Origin of the sequence: Antiquaquibacter soli (assembly GCF_030580675.1) — a bacterium.
Taxonomy (GTDB): Bacteria; Actinomycetota; Actinomycetes; order Actinomycetales; family Microbacteriaceae; genus Rhodoglobus; species Rhodoglobus soli.
Window position 1 is genome coordinate 1,821,218 of the sequence record NZ_JAUQUB010000001.1, and the last position, 22,505, is coordinate 1,843,722.

30 protein-coding genes, 2 tRNA genes and 1 riboswitch are annotated in these 22,505 nt (G+C 68.7%); of the genes, 17 read left to right on the forward strand and 15 right to left on the reverse strand.

What is annotated here, in order from left to right; translation table 11 throughout:
• The 4 genes from Q5716_RS09000 to Q5716_RS09015 all read left to right on the forward strand — a co-directional run bounded on the left by Q5716_RS09000 (window position 1) and on the right by Q5716_RS09015 (window position 2,893).
• Window positions 1-1,008 (forward strand): aldo/keto reductase, encoded by a 1,008-nt coding sequence (locus tag Q5716_RS09000; RefSeq protein WP_305002737.1) that lies wholly within the window; start codon window positions 1-3, stop codon window positions 1,006-1,008.
• A 2-nt stretch (window positions 1,009-1,010) separates the two neighbouring features.
• The gene (locus tag Q5716_RS09005; protein ID WP_305002738.1) at window positions 1,011-1,952 is read left to right on the forward strand and encodes a DMT family transporter; all 942 of its coding nucleotides are present in this window, start codon (window positions 1,011-1,013) and stop codon (window positions 1,950-1,952) included.
• Window positions 1,953-2,015: 63 nt separating this feature from the next.
• Entirely contained in the window at window positions 2,016-2,258 is a 243-nt protein-coding gene (locus tag Q5716_RS09010) for a hypothetical protein (RefSeq protein ID WP_305002739.1), read from the forward strand.
• 47 nt (window positions 2,259-2,305) lie between these two features.
• On the forward strand, window positions 2,306-2,893 hold the full coding sequence (locus Q5716_RS09015; protein ID WP_305002740.1) for a hypothetical protein: 588 nt from the start codon (window positions 2,306-2,308) through the stop codon (window positions 2,891-2,893).
• Here Q5716_RS09015 and Q5716_RS09020 read toward each other — a convergent pair.
• The 4 genes from Q5716_RS09020 to Q5716_RS09035 all read right to left on the reverse strand — a co-directional run bounded on the left by Q5716_RS09020 (window position 2,890) and on the right by Q5716_RS09035 (window position 4,480).
• A complete protein-coding gene (locus tag Q5716_RS09020) occupies window positions 2,890-3,294 on the reverse strand; it encodes a BP74-related protein (RefSeq protein ID WP_305002741.1) in 405 nt (134 codons plus the stop codon). The two genes, Q5716_RS09015 and Q5716_RS09020, sit on opposite strands and share 4 nt — an antisense overlap.
• A 514-nt stretch (window positions 3,295-3,808) precedes the next feature.
• Window positions 3,809-3,881 (reverse strand) — tRNA-Arg (locus Q5716_RS09025).
• A gap of 28 nt (window positions 3,882-3,909) precedes the next feature.
• On the reverse strand, window positions 3,910-4,170 hold the full coding sequence (locus tag Q5716_RS09030; protein WP_305002742.1) for a thioredoxin domain-containing protein: 261 nt from the start codon (window positions 4,168-4,170) through the stop codon (window positions 3,910-3,912).
• Window positions 4,171-4,207: 37 nt separating this feature from the next.
• A complete protein-coding gene (locus Q5716_RS09035; protein WP_305002743.1) occupies window positions 4,208-4,480 on the reverse strand; it encodes an oligoribonuclease in 273 nt (90 codons plus the stop codon).
• A gap of 128 nt (window positions 4,481-4,608) precedes the next feature.
• Here Q5716_RS09035 and Q5716_RS09040 point away from each other — a divergent pair, with 128 nt between their 5' ends.
• The 7 genes from Q5716_RS09040 to Q5716_RS09070 all read left to right on the forward strand — a co-directional run bounded on the left by Q5716_RS09040 (window position 4,609) and on the right by Q5716_RS09070 (window position 7,959).
• Entirely contained in the window at window positions 4,609-5,397 is a 789-nt protein-coding gene (locus tag Q5716_RS09040; protein ID WP_305002744.1) for an SGNH/GDSL hydrolase family protein, read from the forward strand.
• 9 nt (window positions 5,398-5,406) lie between these two features.
• Complete coding sequence (gene orn / locus Q5716_RS09045; RefSeq protein WP_305002745.1) at window positions 5,407-6,027, forward strand: oligoribonuclease; 621 nt, start codon at window positions 5,407-5,409, stop codon at window positions 6,025-6,027.
• Window positions 6,028-6,065: 38 nt separating this feature from the next.
• Window positions 6,066-6,141 (forward strand) — tRNA-His (locus Q5716_RS09050).
• 61 nt (window positions 6,142-6,202) lie between these two features.
• Window positions 6,203-6,487 carry an ATP-dependent Clp protease adapter ClpS gene (gene clpS, locus Q5716_RS09055; protein WP_305002746.1) on the forward strand — a complete coding sequence of 95 codons (285 nt, stop codon included), beginning with the start codon at window positions 6,203-6,205 and terminating at the stop codon, window positions 6,485-6,487.
• A complete protein-coding gene (locus Q5716_RS09060) occupies window positions 6,484-6,936 on the forward strand; it encodes a DUF2017 family protein (RefSeq protein ID WP_305002747.1) in 453 nt (150 codons plus the stop codon). Before clpS ends, Q5716_RS09060 begins: the two co-directional genes overlap by 4 nt.
• Entirely contained in the window at window positions 6,936-7,286 is a 351-nt protein-coding gene (locus Q5716_RS09065) for a metallopeptidase family protein (protein WP_305002748.1), read from the forward strand. The genes Q5716_RS09060 and Q5716_RS09065 overlap by 1 nt, the downstream gene beginning before the upstream one ends.
• A 91-nt stretch (window positions 7,287-7,377) precedes the next feature.
• A complete protein-coding gene (locus Q5716_RS09070) occupies window positions 7,378-7,959 on the forward strand; it encodes a hypothetical protein (RefSeq protein ID WP_305002749.1) in 582 nt (193 codons plus the stop codon).
• A 19-nt stretch (window positions 7,960-7,978) separates the two neighbouring features.
• On the opposite strand, the gene Q5716_RS09075 is transcribed toward Q5716_RS09070, so the two are convergent.
• The 6 genes from Q5716_RS09075 to Q5716_RS09100 are packed head-to-tail and all read right to left on the reverse strand — an operon-like array spanning window position 7,979 to window position 13,204.
• A complete protein-coding gene (locus tag Q5716_RS09075; RefSeq protein WP_305002750.1) occupies window positions 7,979-8,863 on the reverse strand; it encodes a sulfurtransferase in 885 nt (294 codons plus the stop codon).
• The gene (locus Q5716_RS09080) at window positions 8,860-9,765 is read right to left on the reverse strand and encodes an ABC transporter substrate-binding protein (protein WP_305002751.1); all 906 of its coding nucleotides are present in this window, start codon (window positions 9,763-9,765) and stop codon (window positions 8,860-8,862) included. The genes Q5716_RS09075 and Q5716_RS09080 overlap by 4 nt, the downstream gene beginning before the upstream one ends.
• A gap of 53 nt (window positions 9,766-9,818) precedes the next feature.
• A complete protein-coding gene (locus Q5716_RS09085; RefSeq protein WP_305002752.1) occupies window positions 9,819-10,337 on the reverse strand; it encodes an AAA family ATPase in 519 nt (172 codons plus the stop codon).
• Window positions 10,324-11,106 carry an energy-coupling factor transporter transmembrane component T family protein gene (locus Q5716_RS09090; protein ID WP_305002753.1) on the reverse strand — a complete coding sequence of 261 codons (783 nt, stop codon included), beginning with the start codon at window positions 11,104-11,106 and terminating at the stop codon, window positions 10,324-10,326. The genes Q5716_RS09085 and Q5716_RS09090 overlap by 14 nt, the downstream gene beginning before the upstream one ends.
• The gene (locus Q5716_RS09095) at window positions 11,103-12,596 is read right to left on the reverse strand and encodes an ABC transporter ATP-binding protein (RefSeq protein ID WP_434056610.1); all 1,494 of its coding nucleotides are present in this window, start codon (window positions 12,594-12,596) and stop codon (window positions 11,103-11,105) included. Before Q5716_RS09095 ends, Q5716_RS09090 begins: the two co-directional genes overlap by 4 nt.
• A gap of 5 nt (window positions 12,597-12,601) precedes the next feature.
• The gene (locus Q5716_RS09100) at window positions 12,602-13,204 is read right to left on the reverse strand and encodes an ECF transporter S component (protein ID WP_305002755.1); all 603 of its coding nucleotides are present in this window, start codon (window positions 13,202-13,204) and stop codon (window positions 12,602-12,604) included.
• Window positions 13,205-13,316: 112 nt separating this feature from the next.
• Window positions 13,317-13,424, reverse strand: a riboswitch (TPP riboswitch).
• A 21-nt stretch (window positions 13,425-13,445) separates the two neighbouring features.
• Here Q5716_RS09100 and Q5716_RS09105 point away from each other — a divergent pair.
• The 3 genes from Q5716_RS09105 to Q5716_RS09115 are packed head-to-tail and all read left to right on the forward strand — an operon-like array spanning window position 13,446 to window position 15,141.
• The gene (locus Q5716_RS09105) at window positions 13,446-14,369 is read left to right on the forward strand and encodes an LLM class F420-dependent oxidoreductase (protein ID WP_305002756.1); all 924 of its coding nucleotides are present in this window, start codon (window positions 13,446-13,448) and stop codon (window positions 14,367-14,369) included.
• A 19-nt stretch (window positions 14,370-14,388) separates the two neighbouring features.
• Window positions 14,389-14,901 (forward strand): EXPERA domain-containing protein, encoded by a 513-nt coding sequence (locus Q5716_RS09110; protein WP_305002757.1) that lies wholly within the window; start codon window positions 14,389-14,391, stop codon window positions 14,899-14,901.
• The gene (locus Q5716_RS09115; RefSeq protein WP_305002758.1) at window positions 14,902-15,141 is read left to right on the forward strand and encodes a hypothetical protein; all 240 of its coding nucleotides are present in this window, start codon (window positions 14,902-14,904) and stop codon (window positions 15,139-15,141) included.
• Window positions 15,142-15,225: 84 nt separating this feature from the next.
• Here Q5716_RS09115 and Q5716_RS09120 read toward each other — a convergent pair whose 3' ends face one another.
• Genes Q5716_RS09120 through Q5716_RS09135 form a run of 4 tightly spaced genes read right to left on the reverse strand, consistent with a single transcriptional unit; the run spans window position 15,226 to window position 19,198 of the window.
• A complete protein-coding gene (locus tag Q5716_RS09120) occupies window positions 15,226-16,026 on the reverse strand; it encodes an ABC transporter permease (protein WP_305002759.1) in 801 nt (266 codons plus the stop codon).
• Window positions 16,027-16,034: 8 nt separating this feature from the next.
• Window positions 16,035-16,931 carry an ABC transporter permease gene (locus tag Q5716_RS09125; protein WP_305002760.1) on the reverse strand — a complete coding sequence of 299 codons (897 nt, stop codon included), beginning with the start codon at window positions 16,929-16,931 and terminating at the stop codon, window positions 16,035-16,037.
• A 34-nt stretch (window positions 16,932-16,965) separates the two neighbouring features.
• Window positions 16,966-18,135: an extracellular solute-binding protein gene (locus tag Q5716_RS09130; RefSeq protein WP_305002761.1), complete on the reverse strand. Its 1,170-nt coding sequence runs from the start codon at window positions 18,133-18,135 to the stop codon at window positions 16,966-16,968.
• A gap of 10 nt (window positions 18,136-18,145) precedes the next feature.
• Window positions 18,146-19,198 (reverse strand): ABC transporter ATP-binding protein, encoded by a 1,053-nt coding sequence (locus Q5716_RS09135; protein WP_305002762.1) that lies wholly within the window; start codon window positions 19,196-19,198, stop codon window positions 18,146-18,148.
• Window positions 19,199-19,304: 106 nt separating this feature from the next.
• On the opposite strand from Q5716_RS09135, the gene Q5716_RS09140 reads away from it, so the two are divergent.
• Together Q5716_RS09140 and Q5716_RS09145 are read left to right on the forward strand one after the other, a co-directional pair.
• Window positions 19,305-20,054, forward strand: a complete 750-nt coding sequence (locus tag Q5716_RS09140) for a FadR/GntR family transcriptional regulator (RefSeq protein ID WP_305002763.1) — start codon at window positions 19,305-19,307, stop codon at window positions 20,052-20,054.
• Window positions 20,051-20,773 carry a cache domain-containing protein gene (locus Q5716_RS09145; protein ID WP_305002764.1) on the forward strand — a complete coding sequence of 241 codons (723 nt, stop codon included), beginning with the start codon at window positions 20,051-20,053 and terminating at the stop codon, window positions 20,771-20,773. The genes Q5716_RS09140 and Q5716_RS09145 overlap by 4 nt, the downstream gene beginning before the upstream one ends.
• A 12-nt stretch (window positions 20,774-20,785) precedes the next feature.
• Here the strand turns inward: Q5716_RS09145 and Q5716_RS09150 are convergent, their stop codons facing one another.
• Window positions 20,786-21,589, reverse strand: a complete 804-nt coding sequence (locus tag Q5716_RS09150; RefSeq protein ID WP_305002765.1) for a glycosyltransferase family 2 protein — start codon at window positions 21,587-21,589, stop codon at window positions 20,786-20,788.
• A 71-nt stretch (window positions 21,590-21,660) separates the two neighbouring features.
• On the opposite strand from Q5716_RS09150, the gene Q5716_RS09155 reads away from it, so the two are divergent.
• The gene (locus tag Q5716_RS09155) at window positions 21,661-22,497 is read left to right on the forward strand and encodes a polysaccharide deacetylase family protein (protein ID WP_305002766.1); all 837 of its coding nucleotides are present in this window, start codon (window positions 21,661-21,663) and stop codon (window positions 22,495-22,497) included.
• The last annotated feature ends 8 nt before the right edge of the window (window positions 22,498-22,505 follow it).

The following is a 22,505-nucleotide window of genomic DNA, read 5'->3' on the forward strand; positions in this document are numbered from 1 at the left end:
ATGCCGTACACCGCCGCCGCCGACCGCTACGAGACCACGGACTACGCGAGGGTGGGACGGAGCGGACTCAGGCTCCCCCGCGTCTCCCTCGGCCTCTGGAACAACTTCGGCTACGACCGCCCGCTCGAGACCCAGCGGGCCATCATCCGTCGGGCGTTCGACCTCGGTGTGACCCACATCGACATCGCCAACAACTACGGACCGCCAGCGGGGTCGGCGGAGAGCAACTTCGGCACGATCCTGAGGCAGGACCTGCTGCCCTACCGGGACGAGCTCATCATCTCCTCGAAGGCCGGCTACTTCATGTGGGACGGCCCCTACGGGGAGTGGGGGTCCCGAAAGAACCTGCTCTCCTCTCTCGACCAGAGCCTTGCCCGGACCGGTCTCGAATACTTTGACATCTTCTATTCGCACCGCCCGGACCCGGACACCCCCATCGAGGAGACCATGGGTGCGCTCGCCCACGCGGTCCACTCGGGGAAGGCGCTCTACGTCGGCGTCTCGAACTACTCGCCGGAGCAGACGCGCGCGGCGGCCGCCGCCCTCGCCGAGCACAAGGTGCCGCTGCTCATCCACCAGCCCCGCTACAACATGTTCGACCGACACATCGAGGACGGGCTCTTCCCCGTGCTCGACGAACTCGGCATGGGCAGCATTGTCTTCTCCCCGCTCGCTCAAGGCCTTCTCACGGACCGCTACATGGCGGGCATCCCCGCCGACTCCCGTGCCGCCGAGGGCCGCTGGATCACCGGCGACAACATCGATGACACGTACCTCGAACGCGCCCGCGGGCTCCAGGAGATCGCGGATGCCCGGGGCCAGTCCCTCGCCCAGCTCGCGCTCTCCTGGGTGCTGCGCGTGCCGCAGGTGACCTCGGCCCTCATCGGCGCCTCGAGCGTCGTGCAGCTGGAGAACAACGTGGCGGCGCTGGACTTCCCGGCGCTCACCGCCGACGAGATCGCGGCCATCGAGCCGCTCGCGGTGCACGGCACCGGCTCACGCCACTAGTCGTGGGCTACATCTACGGATTCCTCGCCGCGCTGCTCTTCGGCGCGAACGGGAGCGTGACGAAGGTCGTCCTCGCCAACGGGCTCGACCCGCTTCAAGTCACGCAGTTCCGCACGCTCGGCACATGCCTGATCTCCGGTCTGCTGCTCCTGCTGCTCGACCGATCGGCGTTCCGCATCGGCTGGCGGCAAGTCGGCGTCATGGCCGTCCTCGGGGTCGTCGGCGTGGCTCTGCTGCAGGCGACCTACGCGTTCGCCATCCAGGTGCTTCCCGTCGGCATCGCGCTGCTCCTCGAGTACCTGGCCGTGCTGATCGTCGCGCTCGTGGCGTTCTTCTTCCTCAAGGAGCGAGTGCGAGCGAGGATCTGGATCGCCATCGGCCTCGTGCTGCTGGGGCTCGCGGTCGTCGCGCAGATCTGGGCGACGACCCTCGACGGGCTGGGTGTGCTCATGGCGCTCGCGGCCGCAGTGACGCTCGCGATCTACTTCCTGGTCGGCGAGCGCCAGGTCACCGCGACGTCCCCGCTCGCCGTGGCGTTCTGGACGAGCGGATTCGCCACCCTGTTCTGGGCCCCGCTGAGCGGCTGGTGGCGCGTCGACCCCGCAGCGTTCGGGGCGCCGGTGTCCCTCGGAGGTCAACTGGAGGCCGTCGTCGTTCCGCTGTGGGTGCCTTTCGGCTGGCTCATCGTCATGGGCTCATTCCTGCCGTTCCTGCTCTCCTTCGCCGCGCTCGGACGGCTCAAGGCCACCGCGGGAGGCATCGTGGCCTCGTCGGAGATCGTGTTCGCATTCGCGGTGGCCTGGCTCTGGCTGGGCGAGGCGCTCTCGCCGTTCCAAGTGATCGGGGCGGCCATCGTGCTCGCCGGTATCGTGCTCGCGCAGACCGCTCGACCGGATCGAGCGCTCGACGCCGACCTCGCGTTTTCGTCGGACCGTATCACCTGACCGGCGTGTCAGTGGTCGAAGCTATGTTCTAATCAAACCGAACGACCGCTTCGAGGAGCTGACATGACCACGCTTGACTTCCTGGGCACAGCGCCCATTCGCCATGGCATCGCGTCCGTGCGCCTGCACGAAGACCTGTGGCGAGTGACTCGCGCCGATGGCGAGGTGCTGGGCTATGTCGAGCGGCACACAACGGCCGCGGGCAGCCGATTCACGGCGAAGCGAATGCTCCAGCGTCAGCGGCGCTTCCTGCCGATCGGCGACTTCTGGTCGGTGGATGACGCGCTCGACTGCTTCCGGTTCTAGCGCGTGTCGCTAGTTACGCGTGTGACTAGCGGGGTTACAGTGCCAGCATGGTGCTGGAGTGGTGGAACGATATTGTCCAGTGGTTCGCGTCGGCTCAGGGACGGACGATCACGACGACCGTGATCCTGCCGTTCGTCGCGATTCTCGCTGCGGGCCTGTTCGCGGGGCTCATCACGCGCGGGGCGATCAAGCGCTTCGTCGCCCATCAGGATCGCGAGGCGAAGGCGTCAGCGGTCGCGGCCCTCATCGCCTCGGGCCGCAAGGCTGCCGTGTGGAACTCGCTCTCGGCGCAGGAGAAGTCCCACATCGAGCACCAGACGAGCGAGGCGGAGGTCCGCGTGCGACTCCTTCCCGTCTCCGGGTCGACGCTCGCCGCCGACTGGGCCGCGCACCACATCGCGTCGATGAAGCGCAACTCCGCCGCCTACAGCTTCCAGGCCGAGCAGTCGCTCGCCGAGATGCAGGACGGCCTCATCGAGTGGCAGTTCAAGCCATCGCGCGCTAAGAAGCTCTTCTCTCAGGACCTCGCCGCGTGGAAGTACGAGACGGCGAAGCCCGAGGACGAGCTCATCGATAAGCAGAACGCGTGGGCCGCCCAGCAGGAGACCGCGGTCTTCGAGACCTCGAAGGCCTAATCCGCTCCGGGACCCTCGATCGCGATGACCTCCGCGATCCACGGGCAGTAGTAGTCCGAGGTGAGCGTGCCATCCTCGACGTATTCGGGGAGCCCGTCGCATACCTCCGTCGTGGCGTCAGCGAACTCGAGCGTCGCCGGGTCGATGTGCCATGACCACGGGGCGTTGACGCTCGGGTCGTCGCGCACGATGCGCCCGACCGGGATGCGCCCCTCCTCGGTCGACCCGTCGAGCAGCTCTCTCGCGTGCTCGATGAGCTCGGGCGTGGCCAGCTCGATCTTGTAGGTCTGCTCGCCGGCCACCTCGAAGGTAGCGACTGTCGGACCGCTCGGCGCGCAGCCGACGAGAGTCAGGGCTCCCGACACGAGCATCCCGACGAACACGAACCGGTGTGCGGACATGACCCCTCCTCCACTCTCCTGAGGGCAATCTATCGGTCCCCAGGGTGCGCGCGACAGCTGCGACTGGTCCACACGGACCTAACCTCGGCGCATGAAGCTGTGTAGGCGCTGCGGGGAAGCCAAAGAATCAACGGACTTCAACGGGTCCCCGAAGAACCGTGACGGGCTGCACTCTGTCGCGAGTGCCAGAAGGCCTACTATCGCGAAAACTACGATCGCCACCTAGCGAACGTCCGCCGCTCTGCGGCGCTTCGAACTCAGCAGCTGCGCTCGATCGTCTTCGCTGCGATGTCCGGCGGTTGCGTGGACTGCGGGGAACGCGACATCCGCGTTCTCGAGTTCGATCACGTGGTGGGCACGAAGATCAGATCTATGGTGATCTGGTACGTCGAGGCGCGCCAGAGAGGGTTCTCCGCGAGGAAATCAAGAAGTGTGAACTGAGGTGCAGGAATTGTCACGCTCGCGCGACTATTCGTCGACGCGGCGGTTCCTGGCATGACCAATTCGATACAGGCCCCCCCGGAGGGATTTGAACCCCCGACCAAGCGGGTAGAAACCGCGTGCTCTGTCCACTGAGCTACGGGGGGAAGGCGCCCCCACACTACCGCAGCGACCTCACACGGCCTTGGCAAGCGCCACGAGGACCTGCTGGAGTGTCGGAGCGCCCTCGGCGCGGAACACCTCCCGCTGCGAGTCATCCAGCACCACCACGGTGGGAGTCGAGCGGATGCCCGCCGCCTCCGCCTGGGCGGAATGGCGAGCGACGTCGAGCTCCTCGACGTGCGCTGCCGGCACGAGCCGCACCGCCTCGGCGAGCACCGCGCGCGTGCTCATGCAGGGCTCGCAGAAAGCGGAGGAGAAGAATCGGACGTCCACGCGGGGTGCAACCCGGCTGAGAGCGCTCGGATTCCCGCTAGTCGTCGTTCCGCTCGTCGAGAGCCTCGAGGGGCTCGCTGTCGGGCTGGTCCCACGAGTAGGTCACCTGCACCTGGGAGCCCACGAGGTGGGCCACGGGATTCGAGTAGACGAGCTGGGTCTCCTTGCCGTCGACGGCGGCGATCACCGTCACCTCGTCGTCCCACGACCCGTCCGTGGAGATGCGGGTGTCCGACTGGCCGCTGTACGGTCCGCCGCTGTAGAAGACGACGTACTCGTCGCCCCGGGTGAGTTCAGGAGTTCCAGACATGCTCCAGTCCTACCAGACAACCGGGCCGAGCGCTCGGCGGTATACGCCCAGCGAACTCTCGGTTGACACTCGGTGCTGGTGCGCTCGTCGCCCTGGCGACTGCGGGCGGCACTGCGGACACTGGACTCGTGGCTCTGCACTGGACGCGGTTCGTGGCCCTCGGCGACTCCATCACCGAGGGGTTCTGCGACCCGATCGTCGGATCGGGAGAGCCGTGGTTGGGCTGGGCTGACCGGTTGGCGGGCATCCTGGACGGCAATGCGAAACTGCGCGGGGCACCCTTCGCGTTCGCCAACCTCGGGGTGCGCGGTCGACGGGTGCGCCACGTCGTGGACGACCAGGTTCCCGCGGCGATCGGATTGGGCGCCGATCTGGTCTCGATCCTCATCGGCGGCAACGACCTCATGACGCCGAAGGCCGATCCGGACTCCCTCGCGGCCGAGGTCGAGTCCGGTGTCGCGGCGCTGCGTCGATCGGGCGCGGATGTCCTGCTCGCGACGTGCTTTGACCCGAGGTTTGCGTTCTTCCTCAAACCTCTGCGGGGCCGCGCCGCCGTCTACAACGCGAATCTCTGGAGCATCGCGCGAACGCACGGAACGTTCACTCTCGATCTGTGGGGCGTCCGCGAGCTCCAGGCCCGGTCGATGTGGGCCGAGGATCGCGTGCACCTCGCGCCAGCGGGGCACCGGTTGCTGGCCCTGCGTGCCGCTCACTCGCTCGGCGTGCCCTACTTCGAGCTCGCGCCTCGGACTCCGGATGCTCCGACCGCACCGACGCCCTCGACGCCGAGCACCCTGCTCTCGTGGACGCAGCACTACGCCCTCCCATGGATCGGCAGGCGATTGCGCGGCGTCTCGACCGGCGATGGGATGCCCCCGAAGCTCCCCCATCTCATCCCGGTCAGTCCCCGCCGGTAGACTGCGAGAATGCCATCGAACACCGACCTGCTTGTCTGGATCGACTGCGAGATGACCGGTCTCGATGTCTCGATCGACGAGCTCGTCGAGGTCGCGGTCGTCATCACGGACTACGACTTGAAGCCTGTCGATCCGGGCCTGAGCGTCGTCATCAAGCCCGACCAGTCGGCGTTCGACAACATGAGCGACTTCGTGATCGACATGCATCGCGAGAGCGGGCTGCTTGAGGAGATCCCGAACGGGATGACTCTGGCCGACGCCGAGTTCGCGGTCAACGAGTACATCCTCCGCTTCGTTCCCACACCGAAGTCGGCGCCGCTGGCCGGCAACACGATCGGCACGGATCGGACTTTCCTCGCGAAGTACATGCCGAGGGTCGACAGCCACCTCCACTACCGCAGCATCGACGTCTCCTCGATCAAGGAGCTGTCGCGCCACTGGTTCCCCCGCGTCTACTTCAACGCGCCGACGAAGGACGGGGGGCACCGGGCGCTCGCGGACATCCTGGAGTCGATCCGCGAGCTCGAGTACTACCGGCGCGCCGTCTTCGTCCAGGACCCGGGTCCGACCTCCGAGCAGGTGCAGACGATCTCCGCCGAGGTCGTGGAGTCTTTCGCCTCGCGCCTGTAATACACTTGTCCGGTTGCCCGATTCGGGTGACGAGCTTGGTGGGCGTAGCTCAGTTGGTAGAGCGCTGGCTTGTGGTGCCGGAAGTCGCGGGTTCGAGTCCCGTCGTCCACCCCAAGAGAACACGGCCCGGCTTCAACGCCGGGCCGTTTCTGTTCCCGATCGAATCGAGAGCGGTGTGAGCCAGACGACCGTGAGCCCCCGGCTCGAGGAGATCGCTGCCGTCGACACCCCGTGGGTGACGATCGTCTGGAACGACCCGGTGAATCTGCAGCAGTACGTCTCCTGGGTCTTCCGCAGCTACTTCGGCTACCCGCCCGCGGAGGCGGAGCGCCTCATGCTGCTCGTCCACAACGAGGGCAAGGCTGTCGTCGCGACCGGCGGCCGCGAGCTCATGGAGCGCCACGTGGATGCGATGCACGACTTCGGACTGTGGGCGACCGTGGCCCGGGCGGACTCGTGATTCCGTTCTCGAGAGAAGGCGACGACCTCGTCGCCTCGTTCACGACCGTCGAGGTCGGACTCCTGTCGGAGCTGCTCGACCAGCTCGGCGAGCTGCTGGCATTCCGGGATGACTCGGACCCGGCGCTTGCGCGCCTGGTGCCCGACGCCTACCGCGACGACCCGGAGGCCGCATCCGAGTTCCGACGGCTCATGGCCGACGAGCTCGTGGGCCGCAAGGAGGCGAACGCGCGCGCCCTTCGGGACTCGCTCGCCGAGGGCCGGGTGCGCCTCTCCCCTGCCCAAGTGCAGTCGTGGCTGCGATCCCTCACCGACCTCAGGCTTGTCATCGCGTCGAGGCTCGGCATCGAGAACGACGACGACCGGGGCGCCGACGACCCGTTCCTGCAGGACGTGTACGGCTGGCTCGGCTATGTTCAGTCGAGCATCCTGGACGCTCTGGAGGATTGATGCGAGACATCCCCGCCGACGAGTTCGAGCGGCTCGTGGTCGACGAGCTCGATCTGCTCCCCGACGACATGATCGACGGCCTCGACAACGTGGTGTTCGTGACGGAGGACCGCCCCGAGGACGGCTCGCTCGACCTCCTGGGCCTCTACGACGGCACCGCCCTGACCGAGCGCGGCAACTACGGCTTCGGAGAGCTGCCCGACCGTATCGTGCTCTACCGCGAGCCGCTGCTGGCAATCGCAGAGGACCTCGACGACCTCAAGGACCAGATCCACGTCACGCTCGTCCACGAGATCGCGCACTTCTACGGCATCGACGACGATCAGCTGCACGAACTCGGGTGGGACTAGCCGGTTCGTCCTGGAGGATGATGCCGCGACCGCCCCGGCACCGTAGACTTCGGACAGCCCTGGGGCGGTTAGGGTGTTCGGAGGAGGTCTCATGTTCCACAGGCGTCTCGCCATCCTCGCCGGATCGTCGGCTCTCGTACTCGCCCTGAGCGGATGCTCGCTCCTCGAGTCGGGGAGCAAGGAGCCCCTCACAGGCATCGCCGCATGCGCACTCGGTCACACGTGGCAGCTGGATTTCGAGGACCTGTCTGCAAAGGTGCTCGCCGAGCTGCAGAAGGAGGGCGTACCGGCGACCGCGGTGACCGCAGCTGGCACGCAGACGCTCGAGTGGGATGAGCAGGGCCGTGTCGTGCTGACGAGCGACTTCGACGTCACCGTCACCGCGGCCCCCGCCGCCGACCAGACCATCACGATCGTCGAGCACCACGACGGCACGGCTACCGGCGCGGCGTACATCAACGGCGAGGTAGCGATCCCTCGCAAGTGGGATGGCACCGGCCAGAACATCGAGACGACCGGGGACAACAACGGCACGCCCCTGGAGACCATCCCCTGGGAGCTTCCGTGGGTGGGTATCGACGACTCCGTGGGCCTCGAGCTCACGTGCGACGGCGAGTCCCTGACGATCCACCCGCGGGGCGAGCGCATCACCCAGCTCTGGACCCGCTCCTAGCTCGACAGGTCAGACGGGATCAGGCGGGCTCGCCGATCTCCAGCGGCAGCGATGGGTCGGCCGACCACTCCTCGAGCGAGCCGTCGTAGATGCGCACCGCCGTGGTCCCGATCGCCGCGAGGGTGAGCGCGTTGGCCGCGGCGGAGATGCCGCCCCCGCAGTAGAGGAGCACCTCGGGGGCGTCGGGGCCCGAGACATCCACCCCGGCCTTGTCATAGGCGAGAATGAGCTCCACGCGGCTCTTCACGTGGCCGTCGGCGGTGAACAGGTCGCGACTCGAGACGTTGACGCTGGCCGGGATGCGGCCGCGACGCGAATACCTCGTCGGGTCGGCTCCGGTGAAGGCGCCGGCGGGGAGCCCGCAGACGAGGGCGCGGTCGTCGTCCACCCCCCGCTCGACGAGCTCCTGCTGAGACACCCAGGCCCGCCGCACCGCCTCAGCGCGCCACGGGGCTACCGGCTTCGGCGCTGCGCTCTCGCCGGACTCGACGCGCTCGCCCGCGCGCTGCCACGCGGCGAGACCGCCGTCGAGAACCCGAGCGGGTACGCCGATCCAGCGCAAGAGGTACCACAGTCGCGCGGCCCAGAGCGTGCCCGTCGAGTCGTATACGACGACCTCGCGACCCTTCGCGATCCCCAGTCGTGCCAGCTCGTCGGCGATCGCCTGAGGCTCGGGATGCGTGTAGTGCAGCGGCGAGTCGGTGTCGCTGAACTGCGACGCGACGTCGACGTGCTGCGAGCCGGGGATGTGCGCCTCCAGCCAGCGCGGGCGGCCCGACTCCTTGCGGTAGTCGCCGTCGAAGGCGGCGGAGTGCAGGACGAGGCTCGCATCCAGCACGGCGGGCGGGTTGGAACCGCCGAGGGCGTCGGCGAGCTCGGAGACGGAGAGGAACGGACCGGTCATGCGCTCAACGCTACGCCGAGCGGCTCGAGAGCACCCGCCCATTCCTCCGGGCGCTGGAGGATCCGGTGCCCGGCGAGCCATCGGGCGTACGGCCCCAGCAGCTCCGGTCGGACCGTACCCCAGATACCGTCGGCGAACCACGTGGGCGTGATCTCCTCCAGGGATCGAGCGATGACGCGCTCCGGGAAGTACGGGATGACGGAGTCGAGAAGCTCCGCGGCCGCGGAGGGGTCGTCCGCCGCGGCACGATAGCCGCGGGCCGCTACCGAGGTCACCGCCGAGGCGAGAGACGGGTCCACCGACCCCATCGCACCGAGGAGGTAGCTGTGGTAGCCGACCCCGAGGTGCTCGTCGACCCGCCAGACGCGCTCGTGGTGGGGTGGGTAGTCGGTGAGCAGGTTGTCCCAGGCCCAGTAGGAGCCGAACGTGGCATCCGCGCGTCCCCCGAAACCGTCGGCGGGGTCCAGCTCGCGCACCCCGGCATCGACGATGATCACGCGGTCGGGGTCGCCGCCGTCGCGGACTACGAGGTCGCGGACGACCGCGAGTCCTCGCGGCGTCGGGTTGAGCGCGATACGCCGGCCCTCGAGGTCTCGCAACCGCTCGATACCACTGTCGACTCGAGTGCGCACCGTCTCCAGTCCGCGCTGGTTCACGGCGGCGAGGGCTCGGATGTCCTCCCCGCGTTCGCGACGCACGAGCATCCGGTTGCTAGGGAAGACGGCGAAGTCGACGTCGCCGCGCACGAGCGCCGCGAGCGAGTCGCCGCGGCCCGGATCGGGGGTGCGGATATCGAGGTCGATGCCCGCCTCCTCGAACCACCCGTTGGCGCGAGCCACATAGAACCCCGCGGAGTTGGGCCAGGGATGGAAGTACTCGAGCACGAGTCGGGCGCGGCGCATGCCGCCACGCTACAAAGCCGCGCCCGGGCCAGTGGCTAGATGTCGCTCTATGACTACTCGGCGATGACCACATCGGCGAGCTTGCGGGGGTGCTCCCGCTCGAGGAAAGCGGCTTCTTGGGCGGCCCAGCGCTCCCAGTGCGGCTCGTAGGCCGCCCCGTCCCGGTCGAGGGCACGCCGGCGACGGACGTCGTCGTCGGTGTCGACCCAGATGGCGAGGGATGCACGCGCTCGGCTCGCGCGACTGATTGCTCCGACGCCCTCGACGAGGAGCGGGGCATCCGCGGAGAGCTCGTGCCAACGGGTCGGCGCCCCCGCAGCCCAGTCCCATTCCAACCAGCGCGGCCGCACCGGATCGAGGACGTAGTCGACGACGTGGCGACTGCCTGCAGCGAGTCCGTCCCACCCGGGATACAGGTCGTCGAGGCGCACGAGCTGCAGCGACGGATGCTCGTCGACGAGCCGACGCGCGAGCGTCGACTTGCCCGACCCCGAGCGACCGTCGACGAGGATCACGGCGCGGGGCTCGCCGAGGACGGCGGAGACCCGCCGCCCCAGCTCAGCGCCCGGCAATGAAGTTCCACTGGCCGGTGGCGACGGAGACGGACACGGCGGCGGACGCGACCAGCAGCCCGAGAACGATGAGTACGGCATCCCGACCGTGCAGGCGCGACTCACGAGCCCACGTGCGCGGTGCCGAGCCGAAGCCGCGGGCCTCCATCGCCGTCGCGAGCTTGCTGCCGCGCCGGATCGAGAGCACGAGGAGGGCGAACGCCTGCCCCCAGAAGCGCCGGATGCGGCCGTGGTCGGCGACCCCGCGGGCTCGCCGGGCGAGCTCGAGCGCGCGCCAATCGCCGATGAACAGCCCCACGAGCCGCAGTCCGGCGAGCGCGCCGACCACGAATCGGGCAGGCAGTCGGACGATCTGGGCGAGTCCGTCGGCGAGCTCGGTCGGGTCGATCGTCGCGAACAGGACGATCGCGGGCAGGCCGATGGCGAGCATCCTCAGCACCGTCGCGATGGACAGCTCGATCGACCCGTCCGTCACGTGGACGAGCAGGAACCGGAGATAGGTGTCGCCCGAGGGCTGCCCGTACAGCAGGATCGTGAGACCGCCCAGCGCCGCGGCGATCCACACGGGCCAGGTGCGGCGAACGAACTGCCGTGCCGACAGACCCGCCCACGGGAACAGGGCGAACTCGAGCGCGAGGGCGACGGAGGCCGACACCCAGTCGATCGACAGCACGAGCGCGACGGCGATGACCGCCGACGCCGCGAGCTTCGCGACCGGGTTGATGCGGTGGATGACCCGCTCCCCCGCGATCGGTTCGAGGACGGTCATCGCACGACCTCGACGAGGCCGGGGCGGTGCGACCACGGAGCCAGGCGGACCTCGGTGTCGGCCAGAGCGGCGATGAACTCCGCGTCATGGGTGACGGCGACGATGGCACTGCCCCGATCGAGCAGCTCGGCGAGGAGGGCGACGAGCTCCGCCCACGTGCGCGCGTCCTGGCCGAACGTGGGCTCATCGAGCACGAGTACCGCGGGTCGCGTCACGAGCACCGTCGCCACAGAGAGGCGGCGCTTCTCCCCGCCGGAGAGGGTGAAAGGGTTCGCGTCGAGGAGCCGGCTGAGGCGCAGACGACTCGCGACCCCCTCGATGCGCTCGTCGATCTCCGCCGGAGGCAGCCCCAGGGCGCGCGGCCCCACAGCGAGCTCCTCGCGCACCGTGGGGGCGAGGAACTGGTGCTCGGGGTCCTGGAACACCGTGCCGATGCGGGTGAGCAGGTCGCGCGACTTCCAGCGGATCGGGTCGGGGGGCAGATCGCCCGCGATGGCCTCGGCGAGCACCCGCCCGTGCTCCGGGTGAAGCAAGCCGGCGAGGGTGAGGCCGAGGGTGGACTTGCCCGCACCGTTCGGTCCGCTCACCGCGAGGGCGGTTCCCGCGCGCAGCTCGAGGTCGATCCCCGTGCCGAGCGGGGTGTCCTTCACTCGCGCGATCGCGAGGTCCTCGGTGCGGAGTACGACGGCTCCCGCATCCCGAGTCCGCTCCGGCGCGCCGGGATGGTGTCCGGGCACCCAGACCCCTTCTCTCGCGAGCGCCTCTCCCTCGCGAGCGAGCACCTCCTCGAGGGGTCCGTCGGCGCGGATGCCCCCGTCCGGATCGAGAACGACGACGCGATTGACGACGTCCCGCCACACTTCGACTCGGTGCTCGATGACCACGAACGTCGCCCCGGTCCGGTCGAGGACTCCAGCGACAGCATCCCGCACCTCGGCGACGCCCTCGGGGTCGAGGTTCGCGGTCGGCTCGTCGAGCAGCAGGAGGCCCGGTCGCATCGCCAGGACCCCGGCGAGCGCGAGGCGCTGCTTCTGCCCGCCGGAGAGCGCACTCGTGGGATGGTCGAGAGGCAGATCGAGTCCGACCGCATCGAGCGACTCCGCGACGCGCGACCAGATCTCGGCGCGCGGCACCGCGAGGTTCTCGCAGCCGAACGCGACGTCGTCGCCCACTCGGGCGAGGATGACCTGGGAGTCCGGGTCCTGCAGCACCAGGCCGACGCGACCTCGGGATGCCTCGGGCGGAAGCCCGTCGAGCTCGAGGGTGCCCTCCCGCTCGCCCTCGTCGTCTCCCCCGAGGACCCCTGCGAGGGCGTGCACGACCGTCGACTTGCCGGCACCGGACGCCCCCAGCAGCAGCACCCGCTCCCCCGGCCGGATGTCGAGGTCGAGGTTGCGCACGGCCCACTCGGTGCGACCTGCGTGGCGCCAGCCCCAGCCCCGAGCGCTGATGCCCGCAGGCTGCGCACTCGGGAGCCGGGGCGAGGCCACCACGACTACGCCGCCTTGGCGGCTTCGCGCCCTGACGCGAAGCGACTGAGCGCTCCCGTGCGCGCGAGGCCCTTGGTGAGCGCCCACGAGCCGACCCCGGCGATGACGGCACCGGAGATGATCGCGGAGATCGAGTACACGACCGCGAACGTCGGTGCGGCGCCGACGTACCAGAGGATGAGGTCGTTGATCGCCAGGGCGAGACCGGACAGAGCCCCCGCGAGCACGGCGACCGGGAGCCGCCAGTTGCGGTACAGGAAGATCGCGAACGCGAGTTCGGCGCCGAGGCCCTGGACGAGACCGGACTCGAGCGTGAGCAGCGCCCACTGCGCCCCGAGGAGTGCCGAGACGCTCGCGGCGACGATCGAGACGAAGACGGCCGCACCCACCTTGCGGATCACGAGACCCCCGAGAACACCGCCGATGAGCCACACGCCGTAGAGGAGCGCCTGGAGTCCCGGCAGTGCGGCTTCGAGCGGTGCGGTGACCGGGCTGTAGACCAGGTTCCACGCGAAGTAGATCAGGCCCACGGCGACGCCGAGGGCTGCGGCGACGACGATATCGACGACGCGCCAGTGGGTGAAGCGGTTTCCGTATGCAGTGCTCATGGGTGTCTTTCCTGCCGTGCGGCGGTCTGGTGATCGGGAGTCGCCAGCGTGCCGGAGGACAGGCGCGAAGCACAACGTGTGTGTCGACCTGTGTCGATGTGTGACGTAATGATCGCCATCCGATACTCCTCCCTGCGCTGGCATTACCCAGATCAGGTTCGACGGTCGAAGCTTGGAGAAGCTCCCTCTCAGCCCGGCTCACCGGGCTCCCGTGTTTGCCCACCCAGCATAGGCTCGATCCATGGACTTCCGCATCTTCACCGAGCCGCAGAACGGCGCCACCTACTTCGAGCAGCTGGGGCTCGCCAAGGCTGCGGAGGAGCTCGGCTTCGACGCCTACTTCCGCTCCGACCACTACCTGACGATGGATGACCGCCGCGGGGGCCTCCCCGGACCAACGGACTCGTGGACCACGCTCGCGGGTCTCGCCCGCGAGACCACGAGCATCCGGCTGGGCACTCTCGTATCGTCGGCGACGTTCCGCCACCCGGGCATCCTCGCGATCCAGGTGGCCCAGGTCGACGAGATGTCCGGTGGGCGGGTCGAGCTGGGACTCGGGACGGGATGGTTCGCGGCCGAGCACGAGGCGTACGGCATCCCGTTCCCCGACAAGCGGTTCGGGCTGTTCGAGGAGCAGCTCGAGATCATCACGGGGCTGTGGTCGACTCCGGTCGGCGGGAGCTTCAGCTATTCGGGCGAGCACTACACGCTCGTCGACTCCCCCGCTCTGCCCAAGCCGGCACAAGACGCTGTGCCCATCATCGTCGGCGGGGCCGGCCCGTCGAAGACACCCGCGCTCGCGGCCCGCTTCGCCTCCGAGTACAACCAGTGGCGCGCCCCGCTCGCGACCGTGCGCGAGCGGATCGCCCGGGTGCGCGCGGCGTGCGAGGAGATCGGCCGCGAGCAGGAGCTCGTCTGGTCGGTCGCCGGGACGACCGCGGTCGGGCTCACCGAAGCGGACATCTCCCGTCGCGCGGATGCCGCGAACACCACGTCCGACGTGCTGCGGGGCAACGGCTTCGCGGGCACCCCGGCAGAGGTCGTCGACGTGCTCGGTGAACTCGCGGAGGCGGGGGCATCCCGGTTCTATCTGCAGATCCGCGACTTCCACGACCTCGACCAGCTCGAGCTCATCGCCCGCGAGGTGCTGCCGCAGCTGCGGTGAGCCTCGCTAGGGTGAGGACGTGACCGCGACCACTGCCCCCGTCAACCTGCCGCTCAGGCGGCGCCCGATCGACATCGTCTTCGCGGTGTTCTTCACGCTCTTCATCGTGACGTCGTGCATCGCGGACATGCTGCCGACCCTCGGCATCGACTTCACGCAGCCGAACGGCAGCTTCCTCGTCGACTCGAACTACTGGTACGCGCACGACGCCGACCCACTGTTCATGAACCCGCCGGTGTGGATGCGGATCGTCACGGGGCTGTCGGCGTTCGTCTACATGCTGTTCTACGTCGTGCTCGTGCCGGCGCTGCTGCGCGGCTGGAACTGGATCCAGCTGCCCGCGGTCATCTACGCGACCATGATCGCGTCCATCACCGGCATCATCGTGTTCGGCGTCGAGTTCTTCGGCGAGCCGGAGTTCCAGACCCAGAACCCCGCCAAGTTCCTCGCTTTCAACCTGCCCTACGTGCTCGTGCCGCTGCTGCTCCTCATCCGGATGCGCAAGCCGCTGCCGTTCACGCGGGCGTTCTAGATGGCCCAGCTGGAAGGTCCGAACCGACAGTTCCTGGCGTACGCCGCGATCGCCCCACTTCGGTTGTGGCCGATCGTGCTCGTTGTCACGCCCTTCGCCCTTGCCGTCGCGGTCTACTTCGGTGTGGCCATTGGCTTCGAGGTGCATCGCGGCAACCTCGTCCGGGAGTGCTCGGTGACGTTCCCGCCTGGGTCACCGGAGCTCACGGCGTGCGAGAAGTCGGCTCGCTCGTGGCCGTGACCGCGAGTGTTCCGAAAGTGCCGCTCAGCGGGCGTCCATAGCGGCACAATCGGAACACTCGCGGCAGAGATGGCGCGCAGCGCGCTACTTCTGCACCTGCTCCGCGCCCGCGATGCGCTGCGCGACGTAGATCGGGATGATCGACACGAGCACGAGCACCACCGCGATGACGTTCACGATGGGCGCCTGGTTGGGTCGGAACAGGTTGTTGAGGATCCAGATCGGCAGCGTCGTGACCCCGCTGCCCGTCGTGAACGTCGTCACGATGATCTCGTCGAAGGACAGCGCGAACGCGAGCAGCGCCCCCGCGAGGAGGGCCGAGTGCAGCTGCGGGAACGTCACGAAGCGGAACGTCGTCCACACTCCCGCTCCGAGATCGGCGGATGCCTCCTCCAACGAGGTGCCCATGCGCCGTAGCCGCGCGAGCACGTTGTTGAACACCGTCACGATGCAGAACGTGGCGTGCGCGACGATGATCGTGAAGAGGCCGAGCCGCACGTCGAGGATCGTGCGGAAGAAGTTGTTGAGCGCGATACCCGTGACGATGCCGGGCAAGGCGATCGGGAGGATGACGAGCAGGCTCACCGCATCCCGACCGAAGAACCGGTAGCGCTGCAGCGCCAGAGAGATGAGGGTGCCGAGCGCGAGCGAGATCGCCGTCGCGGCGAGCGCGACTTGCGCGCTCGTGCCGATCGCCTCGAGCGCCCCCGGGTTCTGGAACGCCTTGCCCCACCACTCGAGGGTGAAGCCGGGCGGCGGCCACGTGAGGTTGACGCTCGTCGAGAACGAGTTGACGAACACGATGAGCAGGGGCAGGTAGACGACCGCCAGAACGATCGCGACGACGACGCCGAGCGTGACCCGGGCGGTGCGGCTGAGCCTCATGCCTCTCCCTACAGGTTCTCGAGCGCGCCGGAGCGGCGGGCTGCGGTCAGGTAGACGATCATGATCGCGACCGGGATCAGGGCGATCGCCGACGCGAGCGGCAGGTTGTTCGCCGCACCGACGTTCGTGTACACGAGGTTGCCGAGCAGCTGGTTGGCGCCGCCGACGATGTTGACGGTGATGTAGTCGCCGAGCGACAGCGAGAAGCTGAAGATAGAGGCCGCGATGATCGACGGCCACAGCATCGGCATGACCACGGAGCCCATCGTGCGCCACGTCTTCGCCCCCAGATCGCTGGATGCCTCGAGAAGCGAGTCCGGCACCCGCTCGAGTCCCGCGTAGATCGGCAGGATCACGTAGGGCAGCCACAGGTACGAGAGCGTGATGACGACCGCCGGAAGCCCGTAGCCCGGGGACGAGCCGCCGAAGGGCGCGGTCATCCAGTCGACGACGCCGCCCTCCGCGAGCACCGAGCGCCACGCGTACGCCTTGACGAGGTAGCTCGCCCAGAGCGGCATGAGCACGGCGATGACGAGGATGCGCTGCAACCTCGGCCCCGCGACCTTAGCCATGAAGAACGCGACAGGGAGGGCGATCGCGATGTCGATGACCGTGACGAGGAGTGCGACGCCGACCGTGCGCAGTGTCACCGTCTGGTACAGCGAGCCGGTCACGACGGTGATGATGTTGTCGAGAGTGAACTCGGTGCGGACCTGACCGGTGAAGCTGTCGACGGTCCAGAAGGCGGTGATGAGCAGCGCGGCGAGCGCCACGACGTAGACCAGCCCCAACCAGAACAGGGGTGCTGTCAGCAGCAGCCCCAGTCGAACCCGGGCGTGCTGGCTGAGGAAGACCGAGATCCTCCTCGCCGGAGTGTCCCGCGGCTGCGGAACCCCGGCGGTCACGTGTGGCGTCGCCGCGCTGCTCATCTGCTCTCAGTTATCCCTTGATCTCCTGCCAGGCGGTCGTCCACGCGGCGTAGTCGGTGCACTCCACGTCGGTCCGGCCGTCGAGGCAGTCGGCGATCGGGGTCGACCAGTACCAGATCTGCGACGCGTAGTCGGCGTCGCCGGCGTGGTACGCCTCGCAGTCGTCGCGGAACTCGCACGCGGCCTGGCTCGACGGGGCCTCGCCGAAGTACGCGGTCGCCTGGGCGTTGGCCTCGGGGCTCGCGATGTAGTCGAGCCACGCGTAGGCGCAGTTCGGGCTCTTCGCCTGCGAGGAGATCATCCAGGTGTCCGACCAGCCGGTCGTGCCCTCGTCGGGCAGGACGACCTCGGTGTTGCCGGTGGTGATGGAGTTCTGGATGACCTGCCACGTCGTACCGACGACCGAGTCACCGGTCTCGAACGCCTGGATCTCCTTGAGGTAGTCGCTCCAGTACTCGCCGATGTGCTGGCGCTGGGCCTTGAGCAGCTCGACGGCGGCAGCGAGCTGCGTCTCATCGAGCGCGTACGGGTTCTCGATGCCGAGCTCAGGCTGGGTCGCCATGAGGTACACGGCCGCGTCGGCGATGTAGATCGGCGAGTCGTACGCCGTCACCTTGCCGCTGTTGGCGGCTGCGTCATCGAAGACGGCGCTCCACGAGGTGAGGCCGTCGGGGAAGACGTCCGTGTTGTACATGAGCAGGTTCGCACCGTAGCCGTGCGGGATGCCGTAGGAGACGCCGTCGACGCTGTTCCACGACTGCATCTTGAGGAAGTCGAAGATGCCGTCGTAGTTCTTGAGCAGGTCGGTGTTGACGGGGGCGACCTCGCCGGCCGCGACGAGCCGCAGACTCGCGTCGCCAGATGCCGCGACCACGTCGTAGTCGCCCGTCTTCATGAGGCTGAAGGCCTCGTCGGACGTGCCGTAGGTCTTCGACTCGACCATGCAGCCGGTCTCCTCCTCGAACGCGCTCACCCAGTCGACCGAGGGGTCGTTGCTGCCGTCCTCGACGTAGCCGGGCCAGGCGAGGATCGAGACGCTGCCCTCGTAGTCGCCGAGTTCGGTGGCCTCCTCGCCGGAGTCGCCGCCGCCCGACGCCGTTCCACAGGCCGTGAGGACGGCCACGGACGCGATCGCCAGTCCGGCGAAGAGCGTCGACCGTCGTGCTGTTGTCAATCGCATTGCTGTGCTCCTAACTTGTCGCGGTGTTTGCGGGAACCGGGTCGAGCGACACGAGGTCGGACGCAGCGAGCTGCACCCTCACCGCGTCGCCGCGCCGGTCGTCTTCGGAGCGGGATGACACGTTCTGCTCCAGCACGGAGATGCGCTTGCCCGAGGCGAGCTCGACGAGCAGTCTCGTGGCCGTGCCCACGTAGACCGCCTCCACGACGGTCCCCTCGAGGGAGATCGAGCCCTTCGCCGCGGCGGAGCCGGGCGGGTGGAGCGTGATCTTCTCGGGCCGGATCGAACGGGAGCCGGGCATCCCCAGCAACTGCTGCGACTGCTCGGCGTCGAAGATGTTCGACGTGCCGACGAAGGAGGCGACGAACGGAGACTGCGGGTGCTCGTAGATCTCGCGGGGGGTGCCGAGCTGTTCGATGCGCCCCTGGTTGAACACCGCGATGCGGTCGCTGAGCGTGAGCGCCTCCTCCTGGTCGTGCGTCACGAAGATGAAGGTGATGCCGAGCGAGCGCTGCAGCTCTTTGAGCTCGACCTGCATCTGCTCGCGGAGCTTGAGGTCGAGGGCCCCGAGGGGCTCGTCGAGGAGGAGCACCTTCGGCTGTACGACCGTCGCGCGCGCGAGCGCGACGCGCTGCCGCTGACCCCCGGAGAGCTGAGTCGGCTTGCGACCGCCGTAGCCGGCGAGGGCGACGGATGCGAGTGCCGCCTCGGCCCTCTCCCGGCGCTCCTTCTTGCCCACTCCCCGCACGCGCAGACCGTAGGCGACGTTGTCGAGCACCGTCATGTGCGGGAAGAGCGCATAGTCCTGGAAGACCGTGTTGACGTCTCGGTCGAAGGGAGCGCGGCGGGTGACATCCTGACCCTGAAGCTCGACGGTGCCCGACGTCGGCAGCTCGAAGCCGGCGATGAGCCGCAGCACGGTGGTCTTGCCGCTGCCCGACGGCCCGAGCATGGAGAAGAACTCCCCCTCGGCGATGTCGAGATCGAGGTTGTCGACCGCGTGGACCTCCCCGAAAGTCTTGGTCAGAGCTGTGAGCCTGATCGCAGGCGTAACCGATGTCACCCAGGGCCTCCTTGCCTGTCCTGTAGTAAATCATATGGAAGCAGATGTCTTGCAAGTCTCGGGGATGTTACGGTCGTGTCACGGCCCCGACGACGAGGAACGCCCCATGCCGCAGTCCATCCGCTCGACCACTGCCGCCCGCGCGGCCGTGTTCGCGCCGCTCGGCGGGGCGGGCAGGGCGGAACTCGTCGCCCAACGACTGACCGATGCGATCGAGCTCGGACTGCTCTCCTCCGGCGAGCGACTGCCCAGTGAGGCGGAGATGGCGCGGCAGTTCGGGGTCGCGATCGTGACCGCCCGCGAGGCGCTCGAGGCGCTGCGCGAGGCCGGTCTCGTGGAGACCAAGCGCGGTCGCGACGGGGGCAGCTACGTGCTCGCGGGCAGCCCCGAGTCGAGGATCACACGGCGCGTGGCATCCCTCTCCCGCGTCGAGCTGCGCGACATGGGCGTCTATTACACGGCCATCGCCGCGATGTCGGCAGAGCTCGCGGCCGACCGCGCGACCGACGACGACATCGCCCACCTGCGGGCGACCGTCGATGCAGCGGATGTCGACTCGCAGCAGTCGATGCGCCGAGGAGAGGGCACCTTCCGGCTCGAGGTCGCCGCGCTCGCGCAGTCCGCGCGACTCGTGCGCGAGGAGCTACGACTGCAAGCGGAGTTCGCCCCGCTGCTGTGGTTGTGCCTGCGCGATGGCGAGTACCGCGTGGCGAGCCGCGCCGCTCACCTCGACGTCGTCGCGGCGATCGAGGCCGTGGACGGCGAGGCGGCGCGCCGCGCCACTACTGCGCACATCGGTCAGGCCATAGAGTGGCTGCTCGACACCAAGGCGGACCTCGAGAGGACAGCGACATGACGACGACTGCTGACCTCGCCCTGCAGAAGTGCCTCGACGCGATCGCCACGACGTTCGACTCCGTCTTCGCGGAGATCGAGGGCTGGCGCGCCGTGATCGAGCAGCGGATCGCCGACGCGGCCGGGATGCTGCGCGCCGCCGAGCTCGATGCGCTTGTCGAGAACCTCGTCGTCGCCGAGCTCGCCGCCCCTGGTGCCCTCATCATCGGAGCGGGTGCCGTCGCGGCCCCCGGCTTCCTCGACGACGCCCCCTGGCACCTGGCGTGGTGGCTCGGCCATGCGAACACCTTCGGGCTGGGCTCGGCCGACCCGTCCGTTCGGCGGCTCGAGGCCGAGGAGGATCCTGCCTCGGACAGCTTCCGCGACTACACCGCGCTGGAGTGGTGGCGCGTTCCGGCCGAGACCGGCACCCGACACATCACGGGGCCCTACGTCGACTACCTGTGCACCGACGACTACACGCTCACCCTCACCATGCCCGTGCGGTTCGAGCATCGGCTCGTCGGGGTGGTGGGCGCCGACCTCTACGTCAACGACGTCGAGCGCGCGCTCCTGCCGCCGGTGCGCTCGATCGGGGGCAGCGCGACGCTCATGAACGCCTCGCGCCGCGTACTCGTCTCGACCGACCCGCACCGGCCGACCGGCTCGCTGCTGCGCGACGCGGGAGACTCGCACGTGCTTCCCGTCGGCGCCTCCAGCCTGCTGCTCGTCGTCGGATGACTCGGGCGCGCGCTACCTCTGCAGCTGCGTGATCTCCCGCACGGTCTTGAGCGCGGGGTACACGGACAGGAAGATCGCCATCGGCGCCCGCACGGACAGCCGCCGGATCTTGTGCTTCTGGTACGTGCGCTCGAAGCGCATGACGTAGTTGTAGAACTTGAGGGGCGAGTCATCGAGCCTCCTCGCCGACATGCCGGTGACCATCTCCGACGAGTAGGCGATCTTCAACTCGTTCGCGTGCAGGTGCAGGGAGAGGTCGATGTCCTCGTGGAGCTCGTCCTCGGGGTCGAGACACGCCTCGTCGCGGATCGCCCGCCACGCGCTCGCTCGAAGGGCCATGTTGCTGCCGAAGAGCAGGTGGTACTCCCGCGTGACCTTGATGAGGGCTCGGCGCAGTGCATCGTCGGCCTTGAGGCCGAACCGCCGCAGCGGCATGTCGTAGTAGAGCACCGGTCCGGTGCAGGCCGCCACCTCCGGGTCCTCGAAGGCGCGCTGGACGGCCTCCACCCACGTCGGTTCGAGCACGGAGTCCGCATCGATGCGCCCGATGACGTCGCCGGTCGCGTGGTCGAGGCCGAAGTTGCGGGTGGGGATGAGGCCCTGCACCTCGAACTGCTGGAGGTACACGATGGGGGCGTCGGGGTAGGTGGCCTGCAAGGCGTGGACGATGGCGGCCGTGCCATCCGTCGACTTGTTGTCGACCACGATGATCTCGTCAGCGGGGACGGTCTGCTGGAGCGCGGCGATGAGGCACGCCCGGATCGTGTCCTCCTCGTTGTAGGCGGGAATGACGATCGACACGCTCGCGGGCGACATGCAAGCCAACCTACCGCGCGGCACCCGAACGGGAACTATACGAAACGGATTCGTGTCTGTAGGGTGAGCGCGTGCGACGACGCTCTGTGCTCGCGGCCCTCGGCCTCACGGGCCTCAGCGCGCTCGCGGCTTTCGGCGGTGGAGCACTCTTCGGAGCCGCGACCCCCGCCCCGGCCGCCGCGCCGCCGCTGCTGCGCGCCGGTCGCACGCCCCGGCTCCCGCTGCGGCCGCAACCGGCCGCGGCCGCGCTCCCGCCGCACTTCTTCGCCCCGACGCTCGAGAAGCGCGAGTCGCCCTACGGGACGATCAGCGACCTGCCCGGGGAGGGGAACCTCCTCGCGCTCACCGTGGACGACGGTGGTGACGGAGACGTCATCGCCGCCTACGCGCGGTGGATGGCGGAGTGCGGGATGCGCGTGACCTTCTTCGTCACCGGATCCCTCGCGGGCTGGGCGCAGCACGCCGACCTGCTCCTGCCCCTCGTCCAGAACGGACAGGTGCAGCTCGCCAACCACACGTGGACGCACTCGAGCCTGCCGACGCTCACCGACGACCAGATCCGCGACGACCTCGGCATCAACGACGCCTTCATCCGCGACACGTTCGGCGTGGACGCCAAGCCCTACTTCCGACCGCCGTTCGGGCACCTCGACGACCGGGTGCAGGCGGCAGCGGCATCCATCGGCTACACCGTCCCGGTGCTGTGGTATGGGTCGCTCGCCGACGCGACACCCATCAGCGACGCCGACCTGCTCGCGATGGCGAACGAGTGGCTGCTGCCCCAGCACATCGTCATCGGGCACGCGAACTACCCGACCGTCACGTACCACTTCCGCGAGATCGCGGACATCCTGCGAGCCCGCGGGCTGCAACCGGTGACGCTCGACGACGTGTGGGAGCGGCCGTAGCCGCGGGC